Genomic DNA, 15,348 nt, shown 5'->3' with positions numbered 1-15,348 from the left:
AAAAGATTATAAAAGGAAAAATCCAATCGCCATAATGAAATAGGCAGCAAGTAATGTGGCGCCTTCAAACCAATTGGTATCTCCGTCATTTGACAAAATGACTGTGAGTAACACAGCGGATGCCATCGCAATGAGCTCTGGTAAGGAGAAAATGAGCGGCATCTGCGTATTGAAAAAAAGCGAGCTAATGACAAGGATTGGTGCCACCATCATCGCAACCTGAAGTGTGGAACCAAAAGCTATTTCCACTGCAACATCCATTTTGTTTTTATACGCCATGATGACAGCAGAGGCATGTTCTGCCGCATTGCCGACGATGGCCACAATAATGACTCCGATAAAGAGCTCACTCCAGCCAAATTGTTCTCCCACTGTATCAAATGTATGGACGAGGCGCTCTGAAATGTACGCAACGGCCATCGTTGCAAGCAGCAAAATCAAAGTGGCAAACTTACCAGACCATTCAGGTATTTCTTCTTCCGTCTCCGCATCCCCATCCAAGGTCTCCTGCTTGGCAACATAGACTCCACGGTGGCTCACCAGTTTGAAATAGAGTGCTGCAACATAAAGCAAAATCATCACAATGCTAATGCCAATACTTAAAACAAATTGCTTATCCTCTGCCATCTCCACCGAAAACACTTCTGGAATGACAAACGCCACAATAATGGCAAACATGAGCAAGCCCGAGTTGTGCCTTGCATCGTGGACATTGAACACTTGGCGCTTATATTTTAAACCGCCAACGAAAAAAGACAGCCCCGCCACAAGCAGTAAGTTTCCGATCACTGAGCCAGTTAACGATGCAAGGACGATGGCTGTCAGTCCTTGCTTTAATGCAAAAAACGAAATAATTAACTCCACCGCATTTCCAAATGTGGCATTTAAAAGCCCACCAATTCTTGGGCCCGCTATGATAGCTAGACTTTCTGTGGCTCTTCCCATAAAACTAGCAAGGCCAATAATGGCGATACAATACACAGCAAACATGATGACTTGCGGAAAATGAAGAAAACTGCCAATCACCGATAGCGGCACACCAATTGCGACAATCACAAGAAACAAACGATTCATACAGCCATTCTCCTTTACATATGTCTGACTGTTATTCTTTCGTGAGTGCCGGCTTCATATACATTTAGATTTTCTCGTGTGAGAAGGTGATTTCAATACTTCCTTTCACGGACTGCACCATCGCGCAATGCTTCAATGCCAGTGTAATGACTTTCTCTATTTGTTCAGCAGATGTACGGACGCCTTCAAATAAAATATGTAAATGAATACGGGAGATTTTGTTTACAGCGCCTGCTCTTGTCGTTTCAGGTGTAATCGTCAGCCCTTCCCAGGATATTCGCTTTTTCCGGCATACATGAATGAGCATTTCTCCAAAACAGCCAGTAATAGCTGAAGTGAATAATTGAGATGGTCTGTACCCCGTTTCTTCATTTGCTGATATATACAGCTCCCTTTCATCTATTCCCGCGATCCACCGGCCTGATTCGTATATCAGTTTCATTCCTTTTCCACCTTTCTATTGAAACCGCTATGGTTCCATTGTACGATGAAAATATGAACTTGTAAGGAGCTTCTTATGTCGAGAATTCACTTTATGATTTTAATTTTACTTGTATCTGTATCTGGTTTTTCGCAGGGAGCGTTATTGCCTGTCATTTCGATTATTTTTGAACATGCCGGGACTTCTCCTACGTTAAACGGACTGCATGCCACAGGCTTATATCTCGGCGTGCTGCTAGCATCTCCCTTTATGGAAGCGCCGCTTCGCCGGTTTGGATTTAAGCCGTTAATTGTCATTGGAGGCGCTGCTGTCTTTTTAAGCTTGTTCAGCTTTGTGTTTTTTGAATCTTATGTTGTCTGGTTCTTCCTGCGGCTCATGATCGGGATTGGTGATCATATGCTGCATTTCTCTACACAGACGTGGGTGACCTATGCGTCGTCATCGAGAAATCGCGGGCGAAACATTTCATTGTATGGGTTATCCTTTGGACTTGGTTTTGCCGCTGGACCTTTTTTAACACCACTCATCGAAATCAATCCATCTTTACCTTTCATTGTTTCCGGTGCTGTTAGCTTATGTATTTGGCTGCTTGTTTTTGTTTTGAAAAATACATATCCAGATACGGGCGAAGTGCAGACGTCAGAGCAGACAAACAGTTTGAAGCGCTTTAAGAAAGCCTTTCAATTTGGCTGGGTCGCCTTTATGATGCCGTTTTGCTATGGCTTTTTAGAAACGACACTCAATAGCAACTTCCCTGTGTATGCACTCAGAAGCGGGGTGACAGTGGATGCAGTGGCGTTTATTTTACCTGCGTTTGCCATTGGAAGTATTGTCTTTCAGCTGCCTCTCGGGATGCTCAGCGACCGGTTTGGCAGGCGCCGCATCATTTTATGTGTGACTCTCGTTGGGTCTTTCTTTTTTCTACTAGCAGGGATTTTCATTCAATCGGTTTTAGCTGTTGCGATTTGTTTCTTTATTGCCGGAATGGCTGTAGGCTCTACCTTCTCACTTGGCATCAGTTATATGACCGACTTATTGCCAAAGCATCTGCTTCCTGCTGGAAATTTGATGTGCGGAATGGCATTTAGTGCGGGAAGTATTCTAGGGCCTGTTCTCGGTGGAATCTTTGTGCAAACGTTTGAAGGAATGAATTTACTTTACCTTGTCAGCATCGTGATATTATTCGTATTTTTCTGCGTTCGATTTGGGCGAACGGCGGCAGTGGTGGAAAGTCATTAAAATGGAGGGTCGATCTTTGTTTTCATACGACGTCACGAATGAATTGACTTTAGCATCTCTACAATTAGATGATGCGGACACATTATTGGAGCTTATTCAAGAGAATCAGGCTCATTTAGGGGAATGGCTACCGTGGGTTCATCACTGCAAAAGCATAGAGGATGTCAAAACGTTTATTCAATCGACTCAAACCATCTACAATGAACAAAAAGGGTTGGAAGCTGGCATTAAGCTGAATGACCAATTGATCGGGGTGTTCCGCCTGACGTTTAATCAGAAAATAGGCAATATCGGTTATTGGATTCGTCAAGACGTGCAAGGTCGAGGCATTGTGACAACGATCGTGAAATATATGACAGAAACATTTTCTTCAAAAGTTGATGATTTTTTGTCCCGTAGGTCATGTTCGAAGTGAACCTGTAGCAATGAATGCCGGATTCGAGCTAGATCCTCACTATGAGTCAAAGCCTGATGCCGCTTTTATCCTTAAACGATATATACGATTGTGAATGAAAAACTCCCCTGCACACATGCAGAGGAGTTTTTTTCATTTAGTGATATCCATTTTGCCCGTTCGCACTGCCGCTTGTTTTGTGCTTAGGCTGATGGCCTTTGTTTTGTTTCGTATTGCTTCCGCCTTTTTTCGATTGTTTGGACATATGTGATTTCCCCCATCCATTCAGTTTGAACTTGATCGTTCTTCTTTAGGATGCCCGGATTTCTTTATAGTTTGCCTGGTACGATTTTACGCTTATGTAAAAGCGCATTGAGCTCACCGCCAAGGATAATCATGATGCCGGTTAAATAAAACCAGATCATTAAAATAATGATTCCCCCAATGCTTCCGTACATCGCACTGTAGTTGGCAAACTCGCCTACGTAAAATGAAAATAGCATGCTGACCAAAATCCATCCAATCGATGCAAAAATGGCACCTGGCAGAACAAATTTTAATTTCAGCCTAATGTTTGGAGCAAAATAGTATAAGGATGTAAAAACAATCAATAAAATCAGCGGGCTAATGATCCATCTCATTGCAGTCCATACGGTGAGAAAGGCGTCTGACTGCCCAACTAATTTAGCGACAAATAAACCGAGTTCTTTGCCAAAGACAGGTAGCATCAGGGCAAATATAATGGTCAAAACCATCGCGATCGTTAAGATGATCGATGTTAAACGTACGAGAATGAAGGAACGATTCTCCTCAACTTCGTAAGCATGGTTAAATGCTCTGACGACGGCATTAATGCCGTTAGATGCTGACCAAAGGGCGGCAATAATCCCGAACGACAATAACCCGCCGTTTCGATTATTCAGCGTCTGTTCGGCAATGGATTCAATCATCGAAAGCGCTCCTTCTGGCGCATAGCCAGAAATGACGCTTAGGACATCCTTTGACGTCAGCGGCAAATACCCGACCAGCGTCAGCACGAAGATGAGAAACGGAAATAATGAAAGCAAAAAGAAATAGGCAAGCTCAGCAGATTTTGCCGGTCCTTCATGCAACAAAAAGCGTTCAATTAACGCTTTAATAAAACCCATACGCCTCATCTCCAATGATCAATCTGTCTGTTTCGATTGAAAGTGATCCTTTGTTTCTTCAATAATTTCTAATACCCTTGGGGTTGTTTCCTTTAACTGATTGACCTGTTCATTTAAAAATGACAAATCATCTGAGACTGTTCGCATCAGCTGCTTCGTTTCTTCCATCTTTTCTTTCATGCAAGCCGATATTCTGCCTGGCTCCTCACGGTACTCATCAAGCTTTTGCTGGCAGTCATTCCATTTTTCTTTGAGTGCAATTCTTGTTGGCCGATGAAATAAAGTCAGCAATGCGCCGCAAGCTGCACCTAAGAGAGCTCCTCGGAGCACGATTTGATTTTTTTCTTCCATCTCGTCTGATCTCCTTTCAGTTAAAGGTGGTTCTCTTTCTTTACATACGTCAAAAAACGGTCAATTCCTGTTTCAATTAATTCATGGACTTCCTCAAAGTTCCCAGTGTAATAAGGATCTGGCACATCATCTCGATCGTCGTCTTCTACAAAATCAAGAAGACGGCCAATAAAGTGATGTTTCCCATAGCCGGCTATACTGCGAAGTGCCCCTACATTTTCAGCATCCATCGCAATGATATAGTCATATGTTGTGATGTCCTCATCCATGATTTGTCTTGCGGACATTCCTTCATAGCTGATGCCTTTTTCATCAAGCAGCTTTCGCGTTCCTTCATGCGGAGGACTGCCTTGATGCCAGCCGCCAATACCTGCTGAATCAATCACAAAGTGCTCGCTAAGCCCCTCATCTTCTACTTTTTTTCTAAATATGGCCTCTGCCATCGGTGACCTGCAAATATTGCCAAGACACACGAATAACACATGAATCATCCTTCATTCTCCTCCTATCTTTTCCCTAAGAGTTCTTTTCGAAAACCTTTTCTCTATCATATCAAGCCCTTTTTCTTTTGGAAACTTTGCAAGAAAAACTCTCATCGGCATTGACACATTATACAAAAAAAGGATACACTTTAGGAGAATTGCACAAATAAAGGGGGATACATATGGGATGGGTTGAACAGATTGTCAGCAATATCAATGACGTATTATGGGGACCGCCACTCTTGCTTTTGATCGTGGGAACAGGGATTTACCTGACCTTTCGAGTGCTTTTTATTCAGATTAGGCTGCTTCCCTATTCACTCAAGCTTGCATTTTCAAAGCAAGACAAGACATCAGAAGGTGATATTTCTCACTTCCAAGCATTAATGACAGCTCTTGCTGCAACGGTTGGAACGGGAAATATTGTAGGGGTCGCCTCTGCTGTCATTGCCGGCGGACCAGGCGCCGTGTTTTGGATGTGGTTTGCTGCATTCTTTGGCATGGCGACAAAATATGCTGAAGCTGTTCTTGCCGTGAAATATCGTGTAAAAAATGAAAAAGGCGAAATGTCTGGCGGGCCGATGTATTATTTGGAGCATGGCTTGAAGCAAAAATGGCTTGGGGTGCTGTTTGCTATTTTTGGCGCCACGGCTGCCTTTGGGATTGGGAATCTCGTACAGTCAAATTCGATTTCTGGTGTCATGAATTCAACCTTTCAAGTCCCAACATGGGTCACAGGCATCATCATTACTGTTTTTACTGCCCTTGTGATTTTAGGCGGAATTAAAAGCATTGGCCGGGTGACGTCTATATTTGTACCAGTCATGGCATTATTCTACGTCATTTGCGGACTGATCATTCTTGTCATGAATGCCGACCTTGTCCCAGGCGCAGTCGGGCTCATTTTTTCAGACGCATTTACTGGTCAAGCGGTTGCAGGCGGTGCTATCGGTACGGTGATTCGCTGGGGTGTGGCGAGAGGGGTCTTTTCCAATGAAGCAGGTCTCGGGTCTGCTCCAATCGCTGCGGCCGCAGCAAAAACGGATATGCCCGCTCGTCAAGCGCTTGTGTCGATGACGCAAGTATTCATTGATACGATGATTGTTTGCTCCATCACAGGTATTACGATCGTCATGGCAGATATGTATGTCACAGAAAAAAGTGATGCACTCACCTCGTTATCCTTTGCTCATTTCCTCGGTCCAATCGGTTCAACCATTGTGGCCATCGGCTTACTTTTGTTCGCTTATTCCACCATTATTGGCTGGTCATATTATGGCGAAAAATGCTTTACTTATTTGGCGAAAGACTCTTATGTGATGTATTATCGTGTTGTGTTTGTCATCGCTGTCTTTTTCGGTGCCATCTTCAAGAATGATTTCGTCTGGGGTGTGGCAGATATGCTCAATGGGCTGATGGCCATTCCAAACTTAATCGGACTCATCGGTTTATCAGGGGTTGTCGTATTTGAATCCAAACGAATCATTGATAAGATGAAGCAGGAGAAAAAGGAGAAAAACATCTCTGTGTCATCTTAATAGCCCTTTTATTCTTTTGCATTTCTGTTAAAATAGATATATTATTCGACACATATGCAGGAAAGGACGTGCCGCCCTTGTCAGAGCAAAAAGCGGCTGAAGTCAATCAGCTGATTGAAGACATTTCGCAAAAGTTAAATATGCTGAACATTGGAGTCATCAAAGCAGAAGACTTCAGTCCAGACAAGTACGAAGATATCGAATTTCTTCACCAAATGGTGATGAAAAAATCTTCATTCAGCCCAAGTGAAATGCAAGCCATCGCAAGCGAGCTAAAAAACTTAAGAAAATAATGGTGCAAAAGGAAACTGTTTTTATGGTCTACACGCAGTTTTCTTACATCATGCACACAAAAAGCCAGCACCCCGCAAGATGCTGGCTTTTTTATATCCTTTTACAACTGCGGTTTATTTCTCAAGCAGTTTTAATGATTCACGGTTAAAGGCTGGAATGTCATCAGGTGTACGGCTTGTCACAAGCTGATCCTGACAAACGACGACCTCTTCGTCTTTAAATTTAGCGCCTGCGTTTTCCATATCGACTTTGATGGATGTATACCCAGTCGCGCCTCTTCCTTCAAGCGCCTTCGCTGTAATGAGCAATTGCGGTCCGTGACAGATCGCAAATACTGGTTTTTTCTCATCCATAAATGCTTTAGTGAATTGGACGTAACGATCATCTGCACGCAGAATATCTGGTGAGAAACCGCCAGGAATGAGAAGTGCATCGAAGTCTTCAGGCTTCACGTTGTCAATAGACGCATCCACTCTCACTTCTGCCTCTCCTTGCTTCCCTTTCACTGTTTTTCCTTTTTCATTTTCAATGACTGTGATCTCATGACCTGCATCTTTAAAGGCTTTTGCAGGCTCGGTGAATTCAACATCCTCAAAGTAATCTGTTAATACAACTGCAATTTTCTTACCCATGTAGAAACCCTCCTGCTTGATTATCGTTTACACTACACACTATACCCGGGCATGTTGAAATCAAACATCCTATCCCTATCAGAAAACCCCTTATGATAAAAATAAGTATTTCGACTCATTCACATTCCCTCAACAAGGTAATTCGTATGATTTATGTTATCTTTACAATAATCTGCAAAAAATAACTACAAAAGTTAACGAAACATTTCTACAATAGGTATTGTGGTCAAAAAAATTAGAAAGGCGGAGATCAGGTGAAGAAGCAAGCACATAGGTCTAAACGAAGGAAAAACCTGTCTATTCTGCTCACTTCCATTATGATGATTAGTCTCATTCTCCCAGCAGTACCTACTCATGCAGAAACAGAAAACGGCAAAGCCGTAAAGGTCAGCATCTTAGCCACAACCGATGTTCATGCGAACATGATGAATTATGATTATTACAGCGACAAAGAAACAAATGAATTTGGTTTGGCAAAAACAGCCGAGCTCATTGACAAGCACCGATCACAAAACCCAAATACACTCCTTGTGGATAACGGAGACTTGATTCAAGGAACCCCTCTTGGAGAATACGTTTACAAACATGAGAAAGACAGCATCATCAATCAAACAAAGGTTCACCCTATTATTCATACACTCAACAAACTAAAATACGATGCAGGAACACTTGGCAATCATGAATTTAACTACGGATTATCCTTCCTTGACGGTACCATTGCGGGCGCAAACTTCCCTATTGTCAATGCGAACGTCAAAAAGCTAAATGGAGAACACCGTTTTACACCTTATGTGATCCAAGATAAAATCTTTAAAGATGCAAACGGAGCCTCACAAACTGTGAAAGTTGGTTACATAGGATTCGTTCCACCACAAATTATGACGTGGGATAAGAAGCATTTAGATGGACAAGTCCAAGTGCAGGACATCGTCGAATCTGCCAACGAAACCATTCCTGAAATGAAAGAGAAAGGCGCAGATGTCATTGTCGCTCTTGCTCATACAGGAATTGAAAAAACCGCTTCACCTAAAGGATCAGAAAATATGATCTTTGACCTTGCCACGAAAACAAAAGGCATCGATGCCATTGTATCAGGCCACCAGCATGGCACATTCCCAAGCGCTGAATATAACGGCGTCGACAAATTCAATGTCTCAAAAGGAACCATCAATGGCATCCCAGTCGTCATGTCAAAAAACTGGGGCAGCTACCTCGGGGTCATTGATTTAACACTAGAGCCTGACGGCAGCAACTGGAAGGTCACAGACGGAACAGGCAAGATCGAATCTGTTGCCGGAGTATCATCTCAAAACAGTACCGTAAAAGACGCCATTCAAACAACGCATCAAAACACACTTGATTACGTGAGAAAGCCTGTTGGCAAAACAGAAGCAGACATTAATAGCTTTTTTGCTCAAGTGATGGATGACCCTTCGATTCAAATTGTGACAGATGCCCAAAAATGGTATGCACAAGAAAAAATGAAGGACACATCGTATAAAAATTTACCGATTTTATCTGCAGGTGCTCCGTTTAAAGCCGGCGGCCGAAACGGTGTAAACTATTATACAAATATCGCAAAAGGAGATTTAGCGATTAAGAATATCGGCGATCTCTACCTTTACGATAACACTGTGCAGATTGTGAAACTGAAAGGCAGTGAAGTGAAAGACTGGTTAGAAATGTCTGCCGGTCAGTTTAATCAGATCAAACCGAACGATGCAAAAGAACAGCCGATTTTAAACGAGGAATACCGCTCGTATAACTTTGATGTAATTGATGGCGTGACATATCAAGTCGATGTGACGCAGCCTGCTAAATACAGCACAACAGGCACACTTCTCAACGCCAATGCCAACCGCATCAAAAACCTGTCTTACAACGGGAAACCCGTCTCTGACAATCAAGAATTTTTAGTCGTAACAAATAACTATCGTGCTTCTGGCGGCGGGGGCTTCCCTCACCTGACGCAAGATAAAGTAGTGCTTGCCTCAGCAGATGAGAACCGTCAAGTACTGATGGATTATATTATCGAACAAAAAACGATCAACCCAAGTGCAGATCAAAACTGGTCTATTGCACCGATCAAAGGCGCAACAGTCACTTTTGAATCTTCTCTTTTAGCCAAACCGTTTGCTAAAGAATCAAGCAGCGTAGACTTTATTCGTAACGCAAGTACAGAAGGTCTTGGTGTGTACAAGCTAGCCTTTAAAGACGATGGCACAACAGAACCGCCTACATCAGACAACTGGAATTTAACAGTGATGCATACGAACGATACACACGCACACCTTGATGGTGCGGCAAGACGCGCAACAAAGATCAAAGAAGTCCGTGCTGAAAACAAGAACAATATTCTATTAGACGCTGGAGATGTCTTCTCTGGTGACCTGTACTTCACAAAGTGGCAAGGACTTGCCGATCTGAAATTGATGAACTTAATGAAATACGATGCCATGACGTTTGGTAATCATGAATTTGACAAAGGTCCTTCTGTACTCCGTCAATTCCTGACAGGTGATGCATCAGATGTCGATCCGAAAAACCGTCATCAATTTGAAAAGCCTCGATTCCCGGTCGTGTCATCAAACGTGGATGTCTCGAAGGAAAAACAATTGAGTGACTTAATGAAAAAACCAGCCTTATTTAAAGCTGGTGAGAAAAAAGAAGCCGGGATTTACCCTTACATCCTGCTCGATGTAAACGGTGAAAAGGTGGCCGTATTCGGTTTAACGACTGAAGACACAGCCATTACATCCAGCAGCGGTCCTAACATTCAATTTAAAGATGCGTACAAGAAAGCAAAAGAAACAGTCAACACCATTCAAACAGAAGAAAAAATCAATAAAATCATAGCGTTAACACACATTGGCTACAACCGTGATCTTGAGCTCGCTCAAAAAGTCGATGGGATTGATTTAATCATTGGCGGTCACACGCACACACTTGTAGAAAAATTAAAGGTCATCAATAAAAAAGAACCTACGATTGTCGCTCAAGTGAAAGATTACGGACAATTTTTAGGAAAAGTAGACGTAGCCTTTGACAAAAAAGGTGTCATCCAGCCAAAAGAATCTTCTTTTGACCTGATTCCGATCGATGACTCTGTCAAAGAAGATGCAGAGGCAAAAGCGATCCTTGATGGATACAAAGCAGATATTCAAGATTTAAAAACAGAAAAAGTCGGCCATACAGATGTCCTTTTAGACGGTCAACGTGAGCATGTCCGTGCGAAGGAAACGAACCTTGGGAACTTTATTGCTGACGGCATGCTGCAGAAAGCGCAAGAATCTGCTGGAGCTGACCTTGCCATCACAAACGGCGGCGGTATTCGTGGAAGCATCCAAAAAGGTGATATCACTTTAGGTGATATTTTAACGGTGATGCCTTTTGGAAATACACTTTATGTCGCAGATTTAAAAGGCAGTCAAATTAAGAAAGCTCTCGAACAAGGGCTGTCAGGCATTGAGGAAGGCGGTGGCGCATTCCCTCATGTAGCTGGCATTGAATATACGTTTACGCTCAGTAAACCAGCTGGCAGCAGACTAATTGATGTGAAACTGAAAGATCAAAAAGGTCAACTGACAGACATTGATGATGAGAAAACATACCGCGTAGCCACAAACGCATTTGTTGGCACAGGTGGCGACGGCTACAGCGTCTTTACAGAAGCCTCTCACGGCGAAGACTTAGGGTATGTCGACTATGAAATTTTCAAAGAGCAAATTGAAAAGGCAGACGGTCAAATTTCGCCTGTTATCGATCACAGGGTGAAAGAAGTATTCCTTCCTCGCGTGAAAGGAAAAGGCGCTTATGACATTCAAGATGACAATAAATTCCAAACGTATGTACAGCATACAAACAAAGCATTGCTCTATCTAGACAAAGCAAGCAAAGCGAAAAACGTTCAATTGTCTCTATCAAAAGCACAAGTAGCCGAGCTGAAAAAAAGAGAGCAAGATCCAAACGTCACCATCTATCATGACAAAGTGGGGCTCGCATTACCGCTCTCGAATTTGTCCGAGACAAGCGCAGATATATGGATGACAAAGACGGATAAAGTGAAAAACGCATTAACGGATACGTATGATTTCCAAATCAAACAAGACAAGAAAAAGGTTTCGACCTTTAAAGACCCGGTCACACTATCCTTTACACTAGACGAACCTCAAAAGGCGAAAAAACCTAGTGTATATTATGTGGATCGCAAGAAAAATCGTTACACCAAAACTAGTAATGGATCATTTGAAAACGGAGTCGTATCAGGTCAAACTGAGCACTTCAGCGAATACACGGTCCTTAACCAAAGCGGGGCAGCTGGAACAACGCCAGATCAAACTGGCGGAGACGGCGGAACAACAGCACCAGGCGGAGGGACAGGTACAGATCCAAACCAAGATGGAACAGGCCTTCCTGGCGGCACATTGCCGAATACTGCCACAATGATGTATACAGCTGTATTGATTGGCGTGCTCATGCTCGCTGCTGGCGGTATCCTATATTACTACCAGCGCAAGCGTACAAGAAAAAATGTATCATCCTAAAGGAAAAGGACAGAGCCTATGCTCTGTCCTCCAGATTGTTGACAAAGGGCTAAAATGATCTTGATTTTAGCCCTTTGTCTTCTTTTCAGCTTGATAGAAAACCTTTGAAGTCTAGGAAGGACGAGTACTGGCGCGGAGCGAATTTGACATTCGTGAGCACCAGCACGCAGGACTGACACCGAATGCAAGGGTTTGCCTACATGCTGAAGGACAGAGCCTATGCTCTGTCCTCTTTTCTTGGAATAAGACATCAATCTTGAGATAAATAGATCCAATTGCGGTCGTCGAATTCTTTTACATCATCTGACCCTATATGCCGAAGCATCCTATTAAAGAACATCATGTCATTTTCATCATCGACATCATATAAATCCTTTAAAACATAATCTCTCGTAATAAAATTCGTTAAGTCCGTATTATTTACTAAATCAGCAAAAAAACCTTTTACCATCGTTAAATCCTCTTCACTTAATTTTTCATCATTGATAATGGAAATATGAAAAACATTCAAAATCGCTTGTATATCTTCTTCATCCATATAACATAATGGCTCTAGCTTTCTGTCTTCTGCCGTAAACGGTTTTCGCGTATCTTCAATGATGACATAACATAAAATCTGATGATCTTTCATCACGCTGAATATTTCTAAGTCTCTTCATTTTAGTAGTCTATTTAATCTCATCATCTTTCCTCCTGAAAATGGTGATCTATTCGTCGTCTACTTCTCCCAAAACCTGAAAAGGACAGAGCCTATGCTCTGTCCACTTTTTCTCTTCTTGCAAAATCGACGAATCTGAAGCGGTCTAATCGGTGACGGCTTTCTGTGTATTGAAATAAACTTGTATCTTCTAAGAACACGTAATTCTTCACAACGACGACATGGTCAAACCCGTTCAAATCAAGATACTTGGCGTCCTCTTCTGTACATGGCTCTACCACAAATTCCTTTTGGGCATAGCTGATTGATACACCGAGCTCTCCTTCAATATACTCGTAGATGGATCCTTCGCATATGTCCTTCGACAAGACCGACACATGCTTTTGCAAAAAGTAATCCTTGTCTAAAATCACTTCTTCTCCGCTAATATTACGAGATCGAATGACTTCCCAGACATCCTCCTGCTCATTAATTTTCAGCTGAGACTGAATATACTGATCCGGTTTGATTAAACCAAATTCGTGAACCGTCGTAACGGTCTTTCGGCCAAGCGTTTGGGAAAGTTCTTTAAAGCTGACAAGACCCGAGACTGGGAATTGCATTTTCTCTCGATTCAGCAAGACAGAGCCTTTGCCGCGGATTTTTTGGATATAGCCATTTTGCACAAGGATATTTAATGCCTTTCTTACCGTCTCACGGGATGTGTCATACATCAAGGACAGCTCATGCTCTGATGGCAAAATGCCTTTATCTTGCCATTCACCTTGTTCAATTCGTTTTGCGAGCTGATCATAAATCACTCGAAACTTATTCTCTTTCATTTTCCCTCCGCCCCATTTTCTAGCGTTTGGTTAAATGATAAACGATTGACTCATATGGACGCAACGTAAATCCCTTCATATCTGCCGGTGCATCCTCATAATTGGATAACAGCACTTGCCCCTCCATCTCATCTACAGCCTGCATAAGCTCATCAGGAAGCGTAAAGTCCGTCTCTCCTGCATAAAAGTGATTGATCACAAGAAGCTTCTCCTCACCGCTTTCTCTCACATAAGCAAAAATCTTTGGATCTTCTGCTAAGAGTAAAGTGAAGCTTCCATATGTGATCACATCAAGTTCTTTACGCAGCCTGCAAAGGGCTTGATAATGATAGAAAATAGACGACTGGTCCTTTAACGAAGTTTCGACCGAAATGTCGTTATTGGCTGGTTCAATCCAAGGTGTCCCTTTTGAAAAACCTGCGTTCTTTTCTGAGGTCCACTGCATCGGTGTTCTCGCATTATCTCTTGACTTGATCTGTAAGATGGCGAGCGCTTCTTCCTTTGATTTCCCTTTTTCAAGCATGGCTTCATACATATTGAGTGATTCGATATCACGGTAAGATGAGATGTCCTCAAACTGAGGATTCTTCATGCCAATCTCTTCACCTTGATAAATATATGGAGTCCCTTGCATGAGATGAATGGTGGTCGCCAGCATCTTCGCTGATTGCTGATGGTATGTTTCATCATCACCGTATCTTGAGACGATACGCGGCTGATCATGATTGCACCAGAAAAGAGCATTCCAGCCGCCGCCCTCATGCATTTTCGTCTGCCACTCAGACAGAATCGACTTCAATTCCTGAAAATCAAACGGTGCGAGAGCCCATTTTTCTCCGTTTGGATAATCGACCTTTAAATGATGGAAATTAAACGTCATATCCAGCTCCTGCCGATCCGGTCTTGTATACCGAATGCAGTCTGCAATATTCGTTGAAGACATTTCTCCAACTGTCATGCTGTCATATTTCGAAAAAACCTCTTGGTTCATTTCGTGCAGAAACTCATGAATTCTTGGACCATCCGTATAATACATTCGGCCGTCTCCTTGCACAGACTGCCCGGCGTCATCTAAGAAGCGTTGATCCTTTGAGATGTTGTTGATGACATCCAGCCTGAATCCATCAATTCCTTTTTCAAACCAAAAATGCATGATGTCATATACTTGCCTGCGCACCTCATCCTTTTCCCAATTGAGATCCGCTTGGGTGACATCGTATAAATGAAGATAATACTCTCCTGTTTCTTCATCTAGCTCCCATGCCGGACCGCCAAATTTTGACTGCCAATCATTCGGCGGTGATCCGTCCGCCTTGGGCTCCTTCCAAATATAATAATCTCGATAAGGATTATTCTTTGACTCGCGTGATGCTTGAAACCACTTATGGAAAATGGATGTATGATTGACGGCTAAATCCATGATGACTCGTATACCTCGATCATGGGCTTCTTTCAGCATGTGTTCAAAATCCGCCATTGTGCCGTACATGTCATGGATTTTTGTATAATCACTAATATCATAGCCGTTGTCATGCTGAGGGGACTCATACATTGGCGTGAGCCAAATACAGTCCGCCCCAAGCTGTTTGATATAATCGAGCTTTTTTGTCACACCATTGATATCGCCTGTACCAGAGCCCGTTGTATCTAAAAAGCTCTTCGGATAAATTTGGTAGACCACCGCTTTTTTCCACCACGGTTCGTTTGTTTGTTGTTTCAATTTCCTTCACC

At 42.7% G+C, this 15,348-nt stretch carries 14 protein-coding genes; 5 read left to right on the top strand and 9 right to left on the bottom strand.

Annotated elements, in window-relative coordinates:
* Window positions 1-6: 6 nt before the first annotated feature.
* A complete protein-coding gene (cax, locus tag CKW02_RS03965) occupies window positions 7-1,074 on the bottom strand; it encodes a calcium/proton exchanger (protein WP_003218016.1) in 1,068 nt (355 codons plus the stop codon).
* A gap of 64 nt (window positions 1,075-1,138) precedes the next feature.
* Complete coding sequence (locus CKW02_RS03960; protein ID WP_003218067.1) at window positions 1,139-1,516, bottom strand: OsmC family protein; 378 nt, start codon at window positions 1,514-1,516, stop codon at window positions 1,139-1,141.
* A 75-nt stretch (window positions 1,517-1,591) separates the two neighbouring features.
* Here CKW02_RS03960 and CKW02_RS03955 point away from each other — a divergent pair, with 75 nt between their 5' ends.
* Together CKW02_RS03955 and CKW02_RS03950 are read left to right on the top strand one after the other, a co-directional pair.
* Window positions 1,592-2,755 carry an MFS transporter gene (locus CKW02_RS03955; RefSeq protein ID WP_003218010.1) on the top strand — a complete coding sequence of 388 codons (1,164 nt, stop codon included), beginning with the start codon at window positions 1,592-1,594 and terminating at the stop codon, window positions 2,753-2,755.
* A 16-nt stretch (window positions 2,756-2,771) separates the two neighbouring features.
* Window positions 2,772-3,170 carry a GNAT family N-acetyltransferase gene (locus CKW02_RS03950; RefSeq protein WP_231953220.1) on the top strand — a complete coding sequence of 133 codons (399 nt, stop codon included), beginning with the start codon at window positions 2,772-2,774 and terminating at the stop codon, window positions 3,168-3,170.
* A 308-nt stretch (window positions 3,171-3,478) separates the two neighbouring features.
* On the opposite strand, the gene CKW02_RS03945 is transcribed toward CKW02_RS03950, so the two are convergent.
* Genes CKW02_RS03945 through CKW02_RS03935 form a run of 3 tightly spaced genes read right to left on the bottom strand, consistent with a single transcriptional unit; the run spans window position 3,479 to window position 5,139 of the window.
* Window positions 3,479-4,297, bottom strand: coding sequence for a YihY/virulence factor BrkB family protein (locus tag CKW02_RS03945; protein WP_044139737.1), 819 nt, complete (start codon window positions 4,295-4,297; stop codon window positions 3,479-3,481).
* A gap of 18 nt (window positions 4,298-4,315) precedes the next feature.
* A complete protein-coding gene (locus CKW02_RS03940) occupies window positions 4,316-4,648 on the bottom strand; it encodes a YtxH domain-containing protein (RefSeq protein WP_003218013.1) in 333 nt (110 codons plus the stop codon).
* Between the two features lie 20 nt (window positions 4,649-4,668).
* On the bottom strand, window positions 4,669-5,139 hold the full coding sequence (locus CKW02_RS03935; protein WP_050944791.1) for a low molecular weight protein-tyrosine-phosphatase: 471 nt from the start codon (window positions 5,137-5,139) through the stop codon (window positions 4,669-4,671).
* A gap of 173 nt (window positions 5,140-5,312) precedes the next feature.
* Here CKW02_RS03935 and CKW02_RS03930 point away from each other — a divergent pair, with 173 nt between their 5' ends.
* Both CKW02_RS03930 and CKW02_RS03925 read left to right on the top strand, forming a co-directional pair.
* The gene (locus CKW02_RS03930; protein WP_003218008.1) at window positions 5,313-6,668 is read left to right on the top strand and encodes an alanine/glycine:cation symporter family protein; all 1,356 of its coding nucleotides are present in this window, start codon (window positions 5,313-5,315) and stop codon (window positions 6,666-6,668) included.
* A 77-nt stretch (window positions 6,669-6,745) separates the two neighbouring features.
* Window positions 6,746-6,961: a DUF1128 domain-containing protein gene (locus CKW02_RS03925; protein ID WP_003214000.1), complete on the top strand. Its 216-nt coding sequence runs from the start codon at window positions 6,746-6,748 to the stop codon at window positions 6,959-6,961.
* A gap of 114 nt (window positions 6,962-7,075) precedes the next feature.
* On the opposite strand, the gene CKW02_RS03920 is transcribed toward CKW02_RS03925, so the two are convergent.
* Complete coding sequence (locus tag CKW02_RS03920) at window positions 7,076-7,594, bottom strand: type 1 glutamine amidotransferase domain-containing protein (protein WP_003214211.1); 519 nt, start codon at window positions 7,592-7,594, stop codon at window positions 7,076-7,078.
* Between the two features lie 254 nt (window positions 7,595-7,848).
* Between CKW02_RS03920 and CKW02_RS03915 the strand changes: the two genes are divergently transcribed.
* Window positions 7,849-12,138 (top strand): multifunctional 2',3'-cyclic-nucleotide 2'-phosphodiesterase/3'-nucleotidase/5'-nucleotidase, encoded by a 4,290-nt coding sequence (locus CKW02_RS03915; RefSeq protein WP_003214062.1) that lies wholly within the window; start codon window positions 7,849-7,851, stop codon window positions 12,136-12,138.
* A gap of 250 nt (window positions 12,139-12,388) precedes the next feature.
* On the opposite strand, the gene CKW02_RS03905 is transcribed toward CKW02_RS03915, so the two are convergent.
* From CKW02_RS03905 to treC, 3 genes are all read right to left on the bottom strand, one after another.
* Window positions 12,389-12,769 carry a hypothetical protein gene (locus tag CKW02_RS03905; RefSeq protein ID WP_044139740.1) on the bottom strand — a complete coding sequence of 127 codons (381 nt, stop codon included), beginning with the start codon at window positions 12,767-12,769 and terminating at the stop codon, window positions 12,389-12,391.
* A gap of 119 nt (window positions 12,770-12,888) precedes the next feature.
* Complete coding sequence (gene treR, locus CKW02_RS03900) at window positions 12,889-13,617, bottom strand: trehalose operon repressor (protein WP_003214290.1); 729 nt, start codon at window positions 13,615-13,617, stop codon at window positions 12,889-12,891.
* A 19-nt stretch (window positions 13,618-13,636) separates the two neighbouring features.
* On the bottom strand, window positions 13,637-15,337 hold the full coding sequence (gene treC / locus CKW02_RS03895) for an alpha,alpha-phosphotrehalase (RefSeq protein WP_003214327.1): 1,701 nt from the start codon (window positions 15,335-15,337) through the stop codon (window positions 13,637-13,639).
* Window positions 15,338-15,348: the final 11 nt, after the last annotated feature.

The sequence above is a fragment of the Bacillus pumilus genome (assembly GCF_900186955.1).
GTDB lineage: Bacteria > Bacillota > Bacilli > Bacillales > Bacillaceae > Bacillus > Bacillus pumilus.
Note: the sequence above shows the minus strand (reverse complement) of the source record. Positions and strands in the feature narration are given on the sequence as shown.